General features: G+C 44.1%; 18 protein-coding genes. 7 read left to right on the plus strand and 11 right to left on the minus strand.

Translation table 11 applies throughout. The features are described from left to right. Window positions 1-47 precede the first annotated feature (47 nt). The gene (locus ACLFWI_RS12535) at window positions 48-809 is read left to right on the plus strand and encodes a TIGR03943 family putative permease subunit (RefSeq protein ID WP_446413213.1); all 762 of its coding nucleotides are present in this window, start codon (window positions 48-50) and stop codon (window positions 807-809) included. A 39-nt stretch (window positions 810-848) separates the two neighbouring features. Here ACLFWI_RS12535 and ACLFWI_RS12540 read toward each other — a convergent pair whose 3' ends face one another. The 4 genes from ACLFWI_RS12540 to ACLFWI_RS12555 all read right to left on the minus strand — a co-directional run bounded on the left by ACLFWI_RS12540 (window position 849) and on the right by ACLFWI_RS12555 (window position 3,324). Further along, entirely contained in the window at window positions 849-1,217 is a 369-nt protein-coding gene (locus ACLFWI_RS12540) for a type II toxin-antitoxin system PemK/MazF family toxin (RefSeq protein ID WP_446413214.1), read from the minus strand. Beyond that, a complete protein-coding gene (locus tag ACLFWI_RS12545) occupies window positions 1,210-1,524 on the minus strand; it encodes a hypothetical protein (protein ID WP_446413215.1) in 315 nt (104 codons plus the stop codon). The genes ACLFWI_RS12540 and ACLFWI_RS12545 overlap by 8 nt, the downstream gene beginning before the upstream one ends. A 133-nt stretch (window positions 1,525-1,657) precedes the next feature. Continuing rightward, window positions 1,658-2,260, minus strand: coding sequence for a superoxide dismutase family protein (locus ACLFWI_RS12550; RefSeq protein ID WP_446413216.1), 603 nt, complete (start codon window positions 2,258-2,260; stop codon window positions 1,658-1,660). A gap of 86 nt (window positions 2,261-2,346) precedes the next feature. Continuing rightward, window positions 2,347-3,324: an outer-membrane lipoprotein carrier protein LolA gene (locus tag ACLFWI_RS12555; protein WP_446413217.1), complete on the minus strand. Its 978-nt coding sequence runs from the start codon at window positions 3,322-3,324 to the stop codon at window positions 2,347-2,349. Between the two features lie 127 nt (window positions 3,325-3,451). Between ACLFWI_RS12555 and uvrB the strand changes: the two genes are divergently transcribed. The 3 genes from uvrB (at window position 3,452) to ACLFWI_RS12570 (ending at window position 6,778) form a co-directional block, all read left to right on the plus strand. After that, entirely contained in the window at window positions 3,452-5,449 is a 1,998-nt protein-coding gene (gene uvrB, locus ACLFWI_RS12560; protein WP_446413218.1) for an excinuclease ABC subunit UvrB, read from the plus strand. Between the two features lie 11 nt (window positions 5,450-5,460). Beyond that, window positions 5,461-6,042 (plus strand): transposase, encoded by a 582-nt coding sequence (locus ACLFWI_RS12565; RefSeq protein WP_446413219.1) that lies wholly within the window; start codon window positions 5,461-5,463, stop codon window positions 6,040-6,042. Between the two features lie 280 nt (window positions 6,043-6,322). Further along, window positions 6,323-6,778, plus strand: coding sequence for a pentapeptide repeat-containing protein (locus ACLFWI_RS12570; RefSeq protein WP_446413220.1), 456 nt, complete (start codon window positions 6,323-6,325; stop codon window positions 6,776-6,778). 143 nt (window positions 6,779-6,921) lie between these two features. Here the strand turns inward: ACLFWI_RS12570 and ACLFWI_RS12575 are convergent, their stop codons facing one another. The 5 genes from ACLFWI_RS12575 to ACLFWI_RS12595 form a co-directional block, all read right to left on the minus strand. Continuing rightward, on the minus strand, window positions 6,922-7,779 hold the full coding sequence (locus ACLFWI_RS12575) for a class I SAM-dependent methyltransferase (protein WP_446413221.1): 858 nt from the start codon (window positions 7,777-7,779) through the stop codon (window positions 6,922-6,924). A gap of 50 nt (window positions 7,780-7,829) precedes the next feature. Then, entirely contained in the window at window positions 7,830-8,177 is a 348-nt protein-coding gene (panD, locus tag ACLFWI_RS12580; protein WP_446391035.1) for an aspartate 1-decarboxylase, read from the minus strand. 176 nt (window positions 8,178-8,353) lie between these two features. Next, window positions 8,354-8,716, minus strand: a complete 363-nt coding sequence (locus ACLFWI_RS12585) for a response regulator (protein WP_446346262.1) — start codon at window positions 8,714-8,716, stop codon at window positions 8,354-8,356. Between the two features lie 449 nt (window positions 8,717-9,165). Next, window positions 9,166-9,720: a hypothetical protein gene (locus tag ACLFWI_RS12590; RefSeq protein WP_446413222.1), complete on the minus strand. Its 555-nt coding sequence runs from the start codon at window positions 9,718-9,720 to the stop codon at window positions 9,166-9,168. 163 nt (window positions 9,721-9,883) lie between these two features. Then, the gene (locus ACLFWI_RS12595; RefSeq protein ID WP_446413223.1) at window positions 9,884-10,879 is read right to left on the minus strand and encodes a hypothetical protein; all 996 of its coding nucleotides are present in this window, start codon (window positions 10,877-10,879) and stop codon (window positions 9,884-9,886) included. 598 nt (window positions 10,880-11,477) lie between these two features. On the opposite strand from ACLFWI_RS12595, the gene ACLFWI_RS12600 reads away from it, so the two are divergent. Then, entirely contained in the window at window positions 11,478-12,884 is a 1,407-nt protein-coding gene (locus ACLFWI_RS12600) for a hypothetical protein (RefSeq protein ID WP_446413224.1), read from the plus strand. 94 nt (window positions 12,885-12,978) lie between these two features. Here ACLFWI_RS12600 and thrS read toward each other — a convergent pair whose 3' ends face one another. Continuing rightward, window positions 12,979-14,808: a threonine--tRNA ligase gene (thrS, locus tag ACLFWI_RS12605; protein WP_446413225.1), complete on the minus strand. Its 1,830-nt coding sequence runs from the start codon at window positions 14,806-14,808 to the stop codon at window positions 12,979-12,981. 163 nt (window positions 14,809-14,971) lie between these two features. Here thrS and ACLFWI_RS12610 point away from each other — a divergent pair, with 163 nt between their 5' ends. Both ACLFWI_RS12610 and ACLFWI_RS12615 read left to right on the plus strand, forming a co-directional pair. Beyond that, window positions 14,972-15,337: a DUF2605 domain-containing protein gene (locus tag ACLFWI_RS12610; RefSeq protein ID WP_446413226.1), complete on the plus strand. Its 366-nt coding sequence runs from the start codon at window positions 14,972-14,974 to the stop codon at window positions 15,335-15,337. A 116-nt stretch (window positions 15,338-15,453) separates the two neighbouring features. Continuing rightward, a complete protein-coding gene (locus ACLFWI_RS12615) occupies window positions 15,454-15,768 on the plus strand; it encodes a DUF2973 domain-containing protein (RefSeq protein WP_446410270.1) in 315 nt (104 codons plus the stop codon). A 281-nt stretch (window positions 15,769-16,049) separates the two neighbouring features. Here the strand turns inward: ACLFWI_RS12615 and ACLFWI_RS12620 are convergent, their stop codons facing one another. Next, a complete protein-coding gene (locus ACLFWI_RS12620; protein ID WP_446413227.1) occupies window positions 16,050-16,433 on the minus strand; it encodes a zf-TFIIB domain-containing protein in 384 nt (127 codons plus the stop codon). Between the last annotated feature and the right edge of the window lie 241 nt (window positions 16,434-16,674).

Here is a 16,674-nt window from a genome sequence, read left to right on the forward strand (position 1 = left end):
GACCAATGACCAATGACCAATGACCAATGACCAATGACCAATGACCAATGATAAAAAAACCAAATCTTTTACTACCCATCCTCGATATTATCACCCTAGGCATCTGGGGTATTTTGTTGATTCAATACTGGGTCAGTGGCAAATTACAGTTACTCATTCACCCGAATTACTTTGCCTTAGTTCTAGGAACTGGGATACTTCTGCTAGTGCTGGCGGTGTTAAAAGCCATTCAAGTCATCGGTCAATTACCACCCCGAAATCCCAAAACGATGCCGATGATGCAACATATTAGCTGGTTTCCACCGGGTTGGAGTACAGGATTGCTAATAGCCACGGCGATTTTAGGGTTATTAGTCGAACCCAAAGTCTTTACCAGCCAGATAGCGATTCAACGGGGTGTCATGGAATCCTTAACCGCCACCCGCACCCAGCCCCAATCCTTTCGCAGCCTCAGCAAACCCGAAGCGCGATCGCTAATTGAATGGATTCGCACTCTAAGTGTTTATCCTGAACCTGATGAATATGCGGGTCAAGCGGTTAATGTTAAAGGGTTTGTGGTTTATCCCCAAAACCTATCCTCGAATTATTTATTAGTAACTCGCTTTGTAATTACCTGCTGTGCAGCGGATGCTTATCCAGTCAGTTTACCCGTGAAACTTCCGGGAAATCGTAACGCTTATCAACCAGATACCTGGATACAAGTTAAAGGAAAAATGATGACAGAAACATTACAAGATAAACGACAATTGGTGATTGACGCGAATGAGATTGAAAAAGTTCCTGAACCCGATAATCCTTACTATTACTAAGTTAGATTTGTTAAATAAGTTTTGTGATAGAGATAGGTATTAGGGATTAATATTGTCTAATGTATAGTCAATGCAAATAATTAAACCAGCTAGTAATTCTTGAAGGACTTGGGGGGAAACTTTTCCCAAACACTGCACAAACCTCTCGGTTGTTACACTACGGACTTGTAAAACATTTCCGGCTGAATTAACATTAAGTCCATTTTCCGCGTTTCTAACGATAGGAACCATAAAAGGACGACTTGCGAATTTTTGCTGCCATTTTGCTATGGGAACAATAATTCTCATAGGAATAGCACCCAAAACGTCAGCGCTAATGACTACGGCTGGTCGTGTTTTTTGTATTTCTTGACCTCTAGTTGGATCAAGTTGCACTAACCAAACCTCACCTCTTTTAGGATTAGTCATACTCACTCTCCCAATCTTCCCCATCTAGAACGGAAAACTCTGTTAAATCGGGATCAGTTAAAAAATCATTGGCTGTAGCGGGAATGAAGGAAGCTAGAATTTGATGGCGTTCTGCAATGGGTAGTTTGGCGATTTCACTCAGAGATGGGTGTTCTTGTTGGAGTTTAACCGATGAACTAGAATCGGGTGTTTGCTTTCCCAATTTTTGCCCAATAAATTCGACAAAATCGAGGACTTCTTGCTGCTTCTCAATGGGTAGTATACGCAAGCGATTTAAGACTGCTTGTTCAATATCTGTGGTTTTCATTAGTGAGTTGCCTATCTACTTTCTCTGGGTTCATCATGGTTCAGTTATCATTATACTGATTATAATTAAAAGTCAAGGGTTTTCGATGACAGTGCGATCGCTATTTTTATGACCACCAACTAGAATGCTCTGCCTACGTTTTAGTCACTTCAATAATTCCACAGCCAACTCGTCCACCAGCATTACCCGTCGGCTGACCAAAATCATCGGGCTTTTCATGAAGAATCACTGACCGATTCCCAATGGCATATTTCCCTTCCGTAAATGTGAGTCGCTCAACCGTTAGACTTTTTGTTCCCGTACCATCTTCCGCAATCGTAATATTGCCTAAATCTCCCGCATGAGCATTTTCAAACCCATCTTCAGTAATTAATCCATGTTCGACATTATCGGGATTAAAATGACCACCAGCCGCATTCCCTTGATCCGCACAACTACCCGATTCATGAATGTGGAAAGCCCGTTCTCCAGGTGGAGCATTTGTCATCGTCACTTCAATCAACATACCGTCCGCCGTGTTGGTAAACTCAGCCTCTCCCAGGACTTCTGAGGGATCAGTAGTGCTACTGATTATAGCTGTGGCGGTGCTAGCTTGTTGTTCCGTGACTTCTTCTTGGGGTTCGGTCACAGGTTCCTCCGTCACATTGTCCGCTGGCTGACAGCCGTACACGAACATCAGCAGCGTCGAAAAAAGCGCGATCGCGATAATTCTCAGGGGTCTATTAATCAAGGTCATCTCCAGTTAAATGGTAATGCACTACAACTTGAAGCAAACAAGTCAAACCAGTCAAATTCAAGCTATTATTAATCCTCAGCTATTTCCTAGAAAATGTCAATTTCCATAGACTCCACCTGAGTAACCCCGGCTGGCGGATAAAAGGTAAAAGTATCAGCAGAAACAATAGGAGATGGCACACGGCGAATAATGTCTTCGGTCATCTTGATATCCATTCCGTCCGCTTTCCCACTAATTTGGAGCTGATCAACTGCGGCTGTATTCGGTTCCACCAAAAATGTGAACGTAAATCCGGCTTGGCGATCCTTATAGCGATAGGCATAGTAGTCTTGTCCCTCTAAATTTAGAATATTACCCTGCAACGGCATATCATCTTCCGCCTTAAAAACCGATTCAAGCTGATCAATCACTCCCTCTGGCGTCACTATACCGTCAGCAAAGGCTTGCCTAAAAGGAGCAGACATTTCTAGAAAAAGCATTGAAGAAAACCCAATAAAAAAGTTATCATTCGACTGATTAAAATCTTGATAATCCATGACTGTGTATTGCTTTAATTCCGGGTTATAAATCCATACCTGATCACCATCAGAAACCAGAATATAAGTCGGTTGGGCAAATCCGCCTGACTCAGGTGTAGAAATTTCGGTGCGAAACTGCTGAGGAGATTGGGCAATGGTTTTAATCAACACCGAAAATTGACCGATAAAACCCTGTGCCTCAAAACTGAATTGCATTTCGGATTCCGTTTGATAGCGTTCGGCTTGAATAAAATTAGCAACGGTTTTAGCTAAAAGGCTGACATCAAGTTCATCCGTCAAAGGACGGCTCATTCTTGGCGCAGAGTCCGACTGAGTGAGTTGATTGGGGACAACTGATTCTGAGGGAGAAACTTGAACCTCTCTAGATTGAGGCTTGACCCGAACCCCCTGTTCCCCATTTTGTCCCGCTCTAGCAGTAGCTATACTAAAGAGTGTCCCGTTGTCGCAGATAGAGGGAATGATACCCCAGGCATTCACCGTGGCAGTTATGCCGAAAATTGTAATGGCTTTTTGCAGTCGGTTCATTGTAAAAGTTAATCGTTATTCCTTTTACCCTAAACCAAAGCAGGCACGATGAATGATGAATTTCCTGTTTCCTGACAAAGGACAAAGGACAAATGACAAAGGACAAATGACAAAGGACAAATGACCAATGATACCCTTTGATCTGCAAGCCCCCTTTGAAGCCAAGGGCGACCAACCCCAAGCCATTTCCCGCCTAACAACGTCTCTGCAAGCGGGTAACCGTTTCCAAACCCTCCTCGGCGCGACGGGAACGGGTAAAACCCATACCGTAGCCAGAGTCATCGAACAGATGGGTAAACCCACTCTGGTACTGGCGCACAATAAAACCTTAGCCGCCCAACTCTGTAACGAATTGCGGGACTTCTTTCCCCAGAATGCGGTGGAGTATTTTGTCTCCTACTACGACTACTACCAACCAGAAGCCTATATTCCCGTCAGTGATACCTATATCGAAAAAAGCGCCGCGATTAACGATGAAATCGATATGCTGCGCCATTCCGCCACGCGATCGCTCTTTGAGAGGCGAGATGTGATTGTGGTAGCATCGATTAGCTGTATCTATGGCTTGGGTATCCCCTCAGAATACCTCAAAGCCGCGATTCCCCTACGAGTGGGTACAGAATTAAATCAGCGTCAACTCCTGCGCGATTTAGCCTCCGTACAATATTCCCGCAATGATATAGAAATGGGGCGGGGACGGTTCCGAGTCAAGGGAGATGTACTCGAAATTGGTCCGGCTTATGAAGATAGAATTATTCGCGTCGAATTCTTTGGTGATGAGATTGATGCAATCCGCTATGTTGACCCGGTAACTGGTGGAATTATCCAAAGTCTCAACGCCCTCAATATCTACCCCGCCCGTCACTTTGTTACCCCCGATGAACGATTAGAGGAAGCCTGTAACGCCATTGAAACAGAACTCCAGGAACAAATCACCACATTACAACAGGCTGGCAAATTACTTGAAGCCCAACGCTTAGACCAACGCACCCGCTATGATCTAGAACTCTTGCGTGAAGTGGGATATTGTAATGGTGTGGAAAACTATTCCCGTCACCTCGCTGGACGCAGGGCGGGTGAACCCCCAGAATGTTTAATTGATTATTTCCCCGACGATTGGTTATTAGTCGTGGATGAATCTCACGTCACTGTCCCGCAAATTCGGGGGATGTATAACGGCGACCAAGCCCGGAAACGGGTGTTAATTGACCATGGGTTTCGCTTACCCAGTGCAGCAGATAATCGTCCCCTGAAAGCCGAAGAATTTTGGACAAAAGTTAACCAATGTATCTTTGTTTCCGCTACTCCTGGAGATTGGGAAATTGAACAGTCCCAAGACCAAGTTGTGGAACAAGTGATTCGTCCCACCGGGGTGGTTGACCCAGAAATTTTTGTCCGTCCCACCGAAGGTCAAGTGGATGATTTATTCGCGGAAATTCAGGAACGCGCATCCAAAAAAGAACGGGTACTGGTAACAACCTTAACCAAGCGCATGGCGGAAGATTTAACCGAATATTTACAGGATCGCGGCATTCGCGTGCGCTACTTGCATTCGGAAATTAATTCAATTGAACGGATTGAAATTTTGCAATCATTGCGGGAGGGGGCTTTTGATGTACTCATTGGTGTGAATTTATTACGTGAGGGATTAGATTTGCCGGAAGTCTCTCTGGTGGCTATTTTAGATGCCGATAAAGAAGGATTCCTCCGGGCAGCACGTTCCTTGATTCAAACCATTGGTCGGGCGGCGCGTCATGTTCGGGGACAAGCGATTCTCTATGCTGATAATCTCACCGATAGCATGGCAAAAGCAATTGATGAGACAGAACGGCGTCGGGGAATTCAATTGGCATATAACCGAATGCATGGGATTACCCCCCAACCGATTGTCAAAAAATCCAGTAATGCGATTTTGGCATTCTTGGATGTATCGCGACGGTTGAATCATCAACAGTTGGCAAAGGTTTCTGAACAAGTAGAGGATTTACCCTTAGAACAGATTCCTGAGTTAATTAGTCAATTAGAAACTCAGATGAAGGATGCGGCGAAGAATCTGGAATTTGAGGAAGCTGCCCAATATCGCGATAAAATTAAGCATCTGCGGGATAAATTAGTAGGTCGGTAAGGGCAAGTGGGATGGTTAAAACATATAATCCTCAAATTCATCATCGACGTTCAATTCGCCTGAAATCCTATGACTATAATCAGGCGGGGGCTTATTTTGTGACAATCTGTGTTCAAAACCGTGAATGTTTACTTGGCACTATCACGAATCAAAGGCTGCAACTCAATGAATATGGCGAAATCACTGATCAGGTTTGGAACTATCTGCCCCATCATTTTGACAACCTAGAAATTGATGCTGCCGTTATTATGCCTAATCACTTTCACGGCATCATCTGTACGGGTTTGGTTTCCAAACCCCCCAATCCTCCCAATTCCCCCAATTCTTGTACGGGTTTGGTTTCCAAACCCCCTAATCCATTTTTTGTGCAAAAAACACAACTTGGAAAAATCATCGCTTATTTCAAATATCAAACGACTAAATTAATCAATCAAAAACGAGGTTCAATGGGAACTAGGTTTTGGCAACGGAACTATTATGAGCATATTATCCGTAATGAAAAAACGCTCAACATTTTGAGGCAATATATAATTGACAATCCATGGCGTTGGGAAAATGATCAATTACATCCAAATAACCCATCAAAATGGTAATCATTTCTGTAGGGATTTGGTTTCCAAATCCTTATCTACATCCCTACGGCGGGGTTGGGAAATCAGGGTTGAGGGTTTGGAGGGTTTGGAGGGTTTGGAGGGTTTGGAGGGTTTGGAGGGTTTGGAGACCAAACCCCTACGTCAATTCAAAATGTTTCGATATTATTATCGTTTAAATGCATAAATTTCTATTGTAACTTAGAATTTAATAAACCACAGATGCAACTCAACCCGCCCAGATCAAATTTTAAGTGGTAGAACCTTAAAAACCTGACGTGATATGAAACCCCTAAACCTAATTATTCCACTATTACTTGTTAGTACGTCTGCCTGTATGGGCGTGACTGTCGAAGAGACTAGCGCCGAAATGCAGGCAAGGATAGCCAAAGCGAGAGATTGCGCTGGCTGTGACTTGAGTAAGATTGATCTCAATGGTGCAGACTTAAGCGGTGCTAACCTCAAGGAAGCTATATTAGATAGTGCGAATTTGAGTAATGCCAATTTAGCCGAAGCGGATTTGAGTGGTGCTTCTCTAGATGGCGCTAATTTGAATGGGACAAACTTCAATAGTGCCAACTTGAAAGGGGCTAATTTAAGTAATGCGTCGCTAATTAGCACAAACTTAGTTAACGCCAATTTACGCAAAGCTAAGATTAATACCGCGAATGTCTATCTCACGAATTTTTGTGGAGCGACTATGCCCAATGGTAGTCGGTCAATGAAAGGGTGTAGTTAACCCAAATTAAGCGAATAAGTAGTCGGACAAAAGAAAACGGTACTGTATTAAGTTGTGTAAATAACCCTCAAACCCTTACTGTTCCCTGTTCCCCATTCCCTGTTCCCTAATCTCAACCGTTAACTTTAATTGTGTCCACCCACTTACCAGTGATTGACATGGGCAATTTGCAAAGCGGAAAGATAGGACGTTTTGATCCTTCCTGTACAGGTTCTCTCTAATACTTCTCTCAAACCGGAAAATAAGGACGCTCGTTGCAGCGACTCTAACTTTATGTAGGGTGATATTGTCCTCAAAAGTGTCAAATACTCATCAATACTATGAGTCGTATGACAAACTAACTGTTCTGACAAAAAATTCTGGAATAAACCTGAGTTAATAAAATCTTGTTCAATTTCTTTTAGGTTTGCTTCATGGGTTTCTATAGAGCCATATCTGGCAAATTTGGGAATAGATGGTGCTTGAGTTTGATAAACTTCATCTAATTGATGACAAATTTCATCATTGGGGTGCGGCGGTGTATTCCACAACATAATTATAGACCCATTGTCTGGCAAAGCCTGAGCCGATTTTTTCACCCTAATTTCGGGTGAAACCCAATGCATAGAAGTCGCGGCAAGAATAGCGTTGAATCGCCCAGGTTCTAGCTGCCATTCTTCAAAGGTTGTATTGATAATCTCCACATTGGGATAGGCTGAACAGTTGCTTTTGGCGAGTTTACACGCGGCTGGGCTTGGCTCTAAGCAAACCATGGAGAAGCCTAATTCAGCAAATTCGACAGTAGCAATTCCTGGACCACATCCTATTTCTAGAATGGTAGCTTGAGCGGGAAGTCGAGCTAACTCAACAGCGCGATGGATTAGGGTTTTAGGATAGCGTGGTCGGGCTTGATGATAGATATTGGCGACATCACTGTACCAGCGTTTTCGTTGTTCTAAGGTATAGGCTGCTGTGATTTCACTGCACCATACTTTGACTGATTCCGAATCTTTATCTGTCATAATACCCAATCTGTCATCATACCCATAATACCCAGGTGTGGTAAAAAAAACTATAATGGATTGTTGGATTCATCCACTTTGACGACTTTGGGATGATGTAGAAGCGCTTCTTCTGGTGTCATCTGAGCGTAAGCAATTACAATCACGTTGTCTCCCACAGCGTTCAGACGAGCCGCCGGACCATTCAAGCAGATGACACGACTTCCCCATTCCCCAGGAATGGTGTAGGTTTCCAGACGAGAGCCATTATTAACATTGACAACCTGTACTTTTTCGTAAGGCAAAATATTTGCCGCTTTTAGGAGTTCCTCATCAATGGTAATTGAGCCATCATAGTGCAGGCAGGCATCGGTTACTTTTACCCGATGCAACTTGCTTTTAAACAGGGTAATCAACATTTGAAAAAAATAACTCTAATTAAATTTTACAATATCTTTATATTTATTGACGTAGCCGTTTACCTACCGATAGTAAATAGGTGATTTAAGAATTTTTCAATTCCTGTTCCCTGTTCCCTGTGACACCTGTCGCCTAAAATGGGATGCACCCATCGGAGTCTTACGCCAAACTAAAATTATGCCATTGCCAATTTAACCGCACGATTGAGTTGCTCTTGGGAAAAAGGCTTCGTTAAATAAGCTTTAGCTCCCTGTTTCATGCCCCAAAGACGGTCAATTTCTTGATTTTTAGAGGAACAAATTATAATAGGAATGTTAGCTGTTGCCGGATGACCTTTAAGTTTTCGACACAACTCAAAACCACTCATTCCTGGCATGACAACATCTGTAATAATCACATCGGGTTTTTTGTTGGTTGCGTGAGTCACCGCCTCTTTGGGCTTAGACACTCGGATAACGGTGTGACCCCCTTCGTGCAGATAGTTCTCGATCAGATCCATCTGACTGGCGTTGTCTTCAACTAGTAAAACTGTACTCATGTGGGCTGATTCCTATTCAGAAAAGTAGGGACAAGTGAAACCTTAGCCTCGTGATTAAAGGGTAGGATTATGTGATCTCGCGATCGCAGCATCAGTTTTCCACTCAGCCGTTTGGCTTGCGCCTCTGAATCGTCACCGACTAGAGTTGTAACCGGACAAGTGTAAAATGCAACCTGAGATTAACACGCCTACTGTTTCCATAGCGCCTCGTCTGCTGCGTTTGGCTCGCTTAAAAATGAAGATGCATTCCCAAATGAAGAGGTAATGGTTTAGGCTTCAACCGACAATCATAGCATTGGATAATCTTTGAGTGGAAGGGCATTTACGAATCTATTACAAAAAGTGATCGGATCGTCATTTGTCATTTGTCCTTTGTCCTTGATCATTGATCAGGGGTGGAGGGGCGTTTACACAACTTAATATCGTTAAGTTTATTTAGACTCACGGATTTAACTATCCTGCAAGAGTTCATCGATTAAAGATTGCAAATCATCAATAGAGAGCGCCTCAGTTTCCTGAGCTGACTCTGTGTCCAGGTTAGCAGACGACTGGTGACGCGATCGCTGAATTAACCCTTTGAGGTGATCCTTGAGTTGCTCCCTGATTGACTCAGTTGTGGCAATAATGTGCGTTACCTGCTCGTCGGTTAAGCTAGAGGGTTCCTTCATCCCATCAATTAATTTTTTCAAGGCGTAAAACACTTGCATTAAAAATGCCTGCAACCTCTGGTCAACCTTGAGTGAACCCTGCTGTCGAATCAAATTAACACAATCCACCAAGCATAAACCTGCTTGATGAATCCCTTGGATATGAAGCTGACTAATTGGCAGCAGGTTAGCCCCCCCCACGATACCACAACGAGTCGCGTGGCAGAGTTCATTCACTTGGTCTGGCTCTTTGAGCGTGCTTCGCAGATGCAGCAAATGCTGCTCAATGAGTTGCAGGTGTGCTTCGGCAGCCTCAAGGTAGTAGCCTTTTATTTGCTGTAGCTGTTCTGGCTGCATAAAGAATGTCCTTGCTAGATGCCGGATTTTTCGTCGGGTATAGCATTATGGCTAGGAATAAAGTCTTATCTATCCCTTGAGCAAAAAAATAATCTTACTCCAACTTTTAGAGCAGGTCAATCGCTAATTTATATTAAGAAATAACGACTCCGCTTATGATAATTTACGGTGTTTGACATTGCTTTTCCTTGTCAATACAGTCTGCCAATTCATTATCGACGATACCGACCTCGGACTCCCCCCCACTTATGATCAGTGAAACCAATCGCACCCATAAATAGCGGAGTTTTTCCGGTTTTAGGTATGGCGTCAGGGACTTCCATCCTTCTCGGCGAACTTTCCGCGCATAAAACAGAAGGCTGCGGAAAAAATCCTGAAATCGTCTTCCCCAATAGGCTTTCTGAATTCCGCCTGGATCAAGTCGTATATTATGGGGATTATAGTTATTTCGATTTAAGGGATTCAGTTTCGTCAGTCCTTCTGTTTGAGCAAACTGCTGGTATGTAATCCCCTGTTTTCGGGATTGGGGATGACTGTGGGGATAAATCCATTCCCATACCGCCCAATCCAGACCAGAAAACAAAAATTCTGGCACATCTTTAGTCACCTGACAATATTTTAAGCGAATCCCGATGGGAATTTCTGCCCAAGGTCCGTGCTGCCACACAAAGTCGGGATCAAAAAACGCTTTAAAGGCAAAATCTTTGTCCTTTATCCTCAGACGAGCCACCCGACCAATCATTCCCGCTCCAGCTATTTCTACTTCAATTTTCATGGCTTGGGTAAACAGGGGAGACGGGCAATACTCTGCTTCTTTTTTGATCAGAATTATCCTTTTGGTCTTGTGTTTTAGCCGGATTCTGACTCGTTTGAGGGAGAATATTGTGCGATCGCCTTCCTGAACAGTCCCCCGTACATATTGGGCTAAATGGTCGAGAAATAGTCTAATTCCCCGCGCTCCAATTCCGTTGTTTAAATCAATGAATGTTGAATCAGGAGTATAAAAGTATAATCGGGTCTGACCCAATTCCTGACGGGCATGTTGGCAGAGACGATAGAATTGACTAGGCGGTAACAGTTCCTGCTGGGCTTGCCAAAGGATAGAGGTTAAGGTAGATGCATTCACGGGAGGGCGATCGCTCATAGAAGCTAAGTTCATAAACCTTGGTCTATAATAGAAATTAAATAAAAAAATGTATCAAATAATACGAGATACAAATTAAATGTCTTCCTTTCCTCCGCTGCTGTGCTCTCCCACTCCTTTAAGGCAGAGGAGAGGAAAATAGGTAATCTTTTCCCAGAGAGGAAATCAGAAAAAGTTACCGCTTCTACCTTTCACTACCACCAATTTAAAATTCTCTTTTGAGAAACTCAGCCAATTGGCGCATATCCAATCAAACATCTAGCTGAGGTAAAATCAGCGAAAAATCATTCACAATTTAAAATAAAGCTAATTATACCACATCATGGCAACGACAATCCGAAAAACCTCTTATTTCGTTGAAAGCTGCTCATCCCAAGTTAGATTTCTCGGTGGTAAAGCCTTTGAATGGAGAAATAAGAGACTGAATTCAAAACCATGCCTAACTAGCCAACGAAGGAGCAAAACCAAAGGAGCAAAACCATGTCATGGAGCGCAGCGAAGAGCCAACAACCCAAACGTTCCTACTTTGCCTTTCTTTTCCTGGCAAATAGCTGTTTAAGCTGTATATAGTTATAATAGCACTTTTAAAATTCCAATGAGTTAAGCTTACATTATGAACTTTGATAATAATCATCAGAAATGTTTAGACAAGCTCATCTGGGCAACCGATCAGCTCGATGTTAACGTTTCCCAATCTCAGCTTGCGAATCTTGCCAAAATCATCGTACAAACGATGATGGGTCCCTGGCGCTATTTTCATTCTATCGAACATATTTTAGAGGTGGGCGGCTCTACGGACGCCATTGAAGTTCTGGCGGCTTTATTTCACGATATTATCTACGTGCAAGTTGATGGGAGTATTCCGTTTAACCTGACGCCTTATCTTGCTCCTTTTATTGAAGAGGAGAGAGGGAAGTTTTTTGTCCGCACCGATAATCCAGGTGAACAGGATACCCTGTTTGAGCTAGTCGCCACCCTGTTTAAGGTTGCGCCAGGAGAGGAACTATTTCCCTTTACCGGACAAAATGAGTTTTTAAGTGCGATTGTTGCAGCTAAACTATTAGAGCCTTTGCTGACGCCAGCGTTGATTGTTCAGGTTGTAGCTTGTATCGAAGCGACTATTCCCTTCCGCACTCAATCCGATTTTGGGTTAAGCCCTAGTGAAGAATTATATCAGTGTTTGAAATCGATCAATCAGCGATTTAATCTTAACTTAACAAGTGCTGAACTCCTAGAAACCGTGAAGCGTTCAGTGCGGCTAGCGAACCGAGATGTGGGTGGATTTGCTCATCCGAGTTCGGCGGTTTTCTTATCCAACACCTGGAAGTTATTACCGGAAACGAATCATAGGTTGAAAAAGTCAGAGTCGTATACCGTTAGGGATTATCGAGTTGCCATCCAAAAAATGGCAGTTTTCATGAAATTCCTGAACGCCGAACTGATTTTCAGACAATTCCGAGGCGAACCGAATGATTTAATTTATCTCCAGTTTGTCGAGCAAGCTCGCCGCAATTTAGAAGTAGCGCGGCTCTATTTAGACAGTAAATTGGTGGCAAATGCTATTTTAGAAGCCTTATCCTTACGTTTAGGTTCAGATGTTCCCTTAAGCGTTATGATGGGAAACTTTGGGGATGAACCCAGTTCAATCGGTGATTTGGGCGATTATTTTCCCACACTGATTAATCCGCATCGCCCGAAAACGCTTCTAGAACGGGAAGTGTGGAAATTATTGGAGGCGGGACGCGCTCAAAGCATTTCGTTTGATTTTCAAACCTCTCCCCTGACGAGCTTTGTGGTTCAGTACATTGGATTTGATGGGATTTGCCAGATGTGGCACGATACCCAGGAGTTTTTTCAAGGAAAAATAACGTCGGAAGAATTTTTAGCCTGTTGTGATACTGATCTAGTGAACATTATTATCGATGGGGTAGCTAAACTTTTGGAAAAGCGAAAAGCTGCTTTATGTAGTCTCTATAAACCGTTATCGATGAATGGGGTTAGACAATTACAACATGATTAGGCATTCGGATCTATTTTTTCCAGATATCCAAACCTTGTAGAGACGTAGCATGCTACTTCTCTACAATCACAAAGGAGGGTGATAACAACCTCACCTAAAAATTCTGGCGGTTAGCGATCGCACTCTCCATGCGTTCCAATACCTGCGCCACGGGAATCGCGCCTAAGTCTTGGGATTGCTTCCCCGCCTCGCGAATTCGGACACTCAGACTATCAGACTCAACCTCCTTCGCCCCGACAACCGCCATCACCGGGATTTTTGCCTTCTCGCCATTGCGAATCATCTTCGGTAAGCGATCGCCACTGGTATCGACTTCCACTCGAACTCCCACTAGGCGCATCTTCTGTGCCACTTCCTTGGCAAAGGGTAACTGTTCATCACTCACGGGTAACAGTCGCGCTTGCACGGGGGCTAACCAGAAAGGGAAGTCTCCGGCGTACTCCTCAATCAAAATCCCAATCAGCCTCTCCAATGAGCCAAAGGGCGCACGGTGAATCATCACGGGACGCTGGCGTGTGCCATCTTCTGCCACATACTCTAAGTTAAATCGCTCGGGCAGGTTATAGTCCACCTGTACCGTCCCTAATTGCCATTCGCGATCGAGGGCATCATGGAACATGAAATCCAGCTTTGGACCATAAAACGCCGCTTCGCCAATCCCTTCAAAATGACCCATTCCCAAGGTTTCGACTGCCCGACGAATGGCGTTTTCTGCCTTATTCCACGCCTCATCTGACCCAATATATTTGTCTTGGCTGGGGTCACGGAAACTCAAACGGGCTTTAAAATCTTGTAGCCCTAGAGTGTTAAACACGGATAGGGTTAAATCAACCACCCGCAAGAACTCATCATCCAGTTGTTCGGGGGTGACAAACAGATGAGCATCATCTTGGGTAAAGCCGCGAACTCGCGTTAATCCGCCCAGTTCTCCGGATTGTTCATACCGATACACAGTGCCAAACTCCGCGAGGCGCATGGGCAAATCTCGGTAGGAACGCAGTTCATGCTTATAGATTTGCACATGAAACGGGCAGTTCATTGCTTTCAGGACAAAGCCCTCGGCTTCTGACTCACCCATCATTGGGAACAAGTCTTCTTTATATTTCTGCCAATGTCCCGAAGTCTTAAACAACTCCACGCGACCAATATGCGGGGTGACTACAGGCTGATACCCGCGTTTAATTTGCTCCTGTTTGAGGAAGTCTTCTAAGGTACTCCGCAGGATTGTCCCTTTGGGTGTCCACAAGGGCAAACCGGGTCCTACGGGGTCGGATAAAATAAACAGTCCCAGGTCTTTGCCTAGTTTGCGATGATCACGCTTGAGGGCTTCTTGTTTGCGCCGCTTATATTCAGTTAGTTGTTCCGGCGTCTCCCAGGCGGTGCCGTAAATTCGCTGGAGTTGCGCCTTGCTTGCATCGCCGCGCCAGTATGCGCCAGCGACACTTTCTAAGTCAATTGCTTTGGGATGAATGTCTGCTGTGGTTTCTACATGGGGTCCGGCGCACAAGTCCCACCAATCTTCTCCGAGATGATAAATGGTGATTGGGTCTTCTAAATCCTGGAGGATTTCCAGTTTGTAGGGTTCTCCGAGTTCTTTGATCCGGCGTTCGGCTTCCTCACGACTGACTTGTTCCCGAATTAGGGGTAATTTGCGCTTGAGGATTTTCACCATCTCTTTTTTGATGGCTTTTAAGTCTTGCTCGGTAAAGGGTTCTGGTTTGGCGAAGTCGTAATAAAAGCCATTCTCAATCCACGGACCAATTGTCACCTGTGTCCCCGGAAACAGCTTCTGCACCGCCATTGCCATGACGTGAGAGACGGTATGACGGATTTTTTTCAGCCTCTCGGATTCACTGGTTCGAGGCAAATGGATTTTTTCGGGTTTTTGGGGGGCTTCTAGGTTGGACATGGGTGACTGTGCCATTGAGTTGAGGTTGAAAGCAGTTCTACGGTTTCCCTGGTTCCTTTTCTCCATTCCATGATACTCACCTTCTTGATTCAATGCAGGTTGCCGAGTTAATTGCCTATTGTAAAGAATTGTAACTAGCGTTAAGATAAATTTACAGATGAATTAGCACTTAAGATTCATGCCTCAGTCTCAGCCCCACGAGCAAGACCTGCTCAAGTCGATACTGCAACCCCTCTTAGAGGATTTTCGATATTGGTTTTCGCGATCGCGTTCGTTACTAGAATCCGAGGAGATCAGCTTTTTAAGCCGACAGCAGCAGAGGGATTTACTCGATAGAGTCAAAACCGCCCAACGGGAAGTGAATGCGGCGGTAACATTGTTTCAAGCGACAGATGGTCAAGTGGGGATTGAACCCGCTACATTAGTGCCATGGCATCGGTTAGTCAACGAATGTTGGCAAGTCGGGATGCGCTGGCGCTCATTGAAATCGGCAGAATCCGAGTCAGAGGTTTCCGGAAATGTCAATATTGAGCCGAGAGAGTGATCAAATTTCTGCCCAGGTTTGATAAGCTAAACGGATTACAGATAAAAACGTAATTTCAAAGACCACCCTAAGATAATCGATTAACAGATCAACGGTTTAGTCTGGAGGATGATGCCATGTTACACCTACTCTACATAATTGCCTTTACCGTTATTGCATTTCTCGCGATCAGGAATTTGATTCGCAGTTTGCTGAACTTGGGTATAGATGCTCAACGGCATTACGCACCTGCGGGAAAGGCTTCATTTGCCTCGTCTAGTTCTAGCAATACTCGTGTACCCCATCCCGAACTGTTGGATGATACCGGGAATCCGACAAGTGAACCATTGCTGGTAATGAAATCAATGACGGTTGAAGACGCCCGCACCCAGCTTGATGCTTTATATGATGCTTCCCCTAGCAATAGCATTGATAAGTCGGAAGACATTTAGTGCAATGGCACCGAATTAAGCCAAAATTGTGTAGGTTGGGTTAATGAACGTAGGCTAAGTCTTCTCGAAGATTAACCCAGCAAAGCCTATACATATAGCACTACGGGCGATACGTTAGGACATCAGTTAGCCCAAGAGGGAACAGGGAACTTCTTAACAGGGAACAGTAAAGAATGTCCTAACCTGTCTTAGTACTGCTATATACTTTCGTTATCGTAAGATGATGACCTAAAACTTGCCCAGATGACTCCCAACTTGCACCGATAGCTGATCAGCACTGATCAGCGTCGTTCCCCACTGAAGATTCCTTTGAAGATATCCTGAATATCTTCCTGTTTATAATCCTTAAATTCCCCAGCATCAAACCAGATACCATAACAGATTGGGCATTTTTCGTACCAAATATGAGACTGCTTTAAGTCAACCATTTTAGTCATCTTGGCTTGGCATTTCGGGCAATTAATATCTTCAATGGCATTAAATTTACTGCCGATTTTGGGATCACCCGTATCGATAACCTCAGAACCCTCTATTTGCTTGAGAGTTTGAGCCTCTTGAGAATCAAACCAAATGCCATGACAATCAGCGCATCGGTCTACTTCAACATCAGCATAAACTACAGGTTCCAGGCTTCCTTGACATTTAGGACATTTCATTGAGGTCATTTTTAAACCATTCCATTCGGGATTCTTTTAAGATGGCTGTAGTTTAGCAATTTTATGGGCAACCTATACAGTTTTATTTTTAAAAGTTAACGAAAATAAATCATAAGTAATAAGTCATATCATGTCCGGTTGAATACCCATAATTCCGGTGAGGGGGAGTAGGGGCTTGGTTACCAAGCCCGTACAGGTTACCAAGCCCGTACAGGTTACCAAGCCCGTACAGGTTACCAAGCCCGTACAG

Origin of the sequence: Coleofasciculus sp. (assembly GCF_046539235.1) — a bacterium.
In the GTDB taxonomy this organism is placed as follows: domain Bacteria; phylum Cyanobacteriota; class Cyanobacteriia; order Cyanobacteriales; family Coleofasciculaceae; genus Coleofasciculus.

Coding starts and splice junctions, on each gene's coding strand:
- ACLFWI_RS12535 (WP_446413213.1), top strand. CDS start 48: ATGATAAAAAAACCAAATCTTTTACTACCCATCCTCGATATTATCACC.
- ACLFWI_RS12540 (WP_446413214.1), bottom strand. CDS start 1,217: ATGACTAATCCTAAAAGAGGTGAGGTTTGGTTAGTGCAACTTGATCCA.
- ACLFWI_RS12545 (WP_446413215.1), bottom strand. CDS start 1,524: ATGAAAACCACAGATATTGAACAAGCAGTCTTAAATCGCTTGCGTATA.
- ACLFWI_RS12550 (WP_446413216.1), bottom strand. CDS start 2,260: ATGACCTTGATTAATAGACCCCTGAGAATTATCGCGATCGCGCTTTTT.
- ACLFWI_RS12555 (WP_446413217.1), bottom strand. CDS start 3,324: ATGAACCGACTGCAAAAAGCCATTACAATTTTCGGCATAACTGCCACG.
- uvrB (WP_446413218.1), top strand. CDS start 3,452: ATGATACCCTTTGATCTGCAAGCCCCCTTTGAAGCCAAGGGCGACCAA.
- ACLFWI_RS12565 (WP_446413219.1), top strand. CDS start 5,461: ATGGTTAAAACATATAATCCTCAAATTCATCATCGACGTTCAATTCGC.
- ACLFWI_RS12570 (WP_446413220.1), top strand. CDS start 6,323: ATGAAACCCCTAAACCTAATTATTCCACTATTACTTGTTAGTACGTCT.
- ACLFWI_RS12575 (WP_446413221.1), bottom strand. CDS start 7,779: ATGACAGATAAAGATTCGGAATCAGTCAAAGTATGGTGCAGTGAAATC.
- panD (WP_446391035.1), bottom strand. CDS start 8,177: ATGTTGATTACCCTGTTTAAAAGCAAGTTGCATCGGGTAAAAGTAACC.
- ACLFWI_RS12585 (WP_446346262.1), bottom strand. CDS start 8,716: ATGAGTACAGTTTTACTAGTTGAAGACAACGCCAGTCAGATGGATCTG.
- ACLFWI_RS12590 (WP_446413222.1), bottom strand. CDS start 9,720: ATGCAGCCAGAACAGCTACAGCAAATAAAAGGCTACTACCTTGAGGCT.
- ACLFWI_RS12595 (WP_446413223.1), bottom strand. CDS start 10,879: ATGAACTTAGCTTCTATGAGCGATCGCCCTCCCGTGAATGCATCTACC.
- ACLFWI_RS12600 (WP_446413224.1), top strand. CDS start 11,478: ATGAACTTTGATAATAATCATCAGAAATGTTTAGACAAGCTCATCTGG.
- thrS (WP_446413225.1), bottom strand. CDS start 14,808: ATGGCACAGTCACCCATGTCCAACCTAGAAGCCCCCCAAAAACCCGAA.
- ACLFWI_RS12610 (WP_446413226.1), top strand. CDS start 14,972: ATGCCTCAGTCTCAGCCCCACGAGCAAGACCTGCTCAAGTCGATACTG.
- ACLFWI_RS12615 (WP_446410270.1), top strand. CDS start 15,454: ATGTTACACCTACTCTACATAATTGCCTTTACCGTTATTGCATTTCTC.
- ACLFWI_RS12620 (WP_446413227.1), bottom strand. CDS start 16,433: ATGACCTCAATGAAATGTCCTAAATGTCAAGGAAGCCTGGAACCTGTA.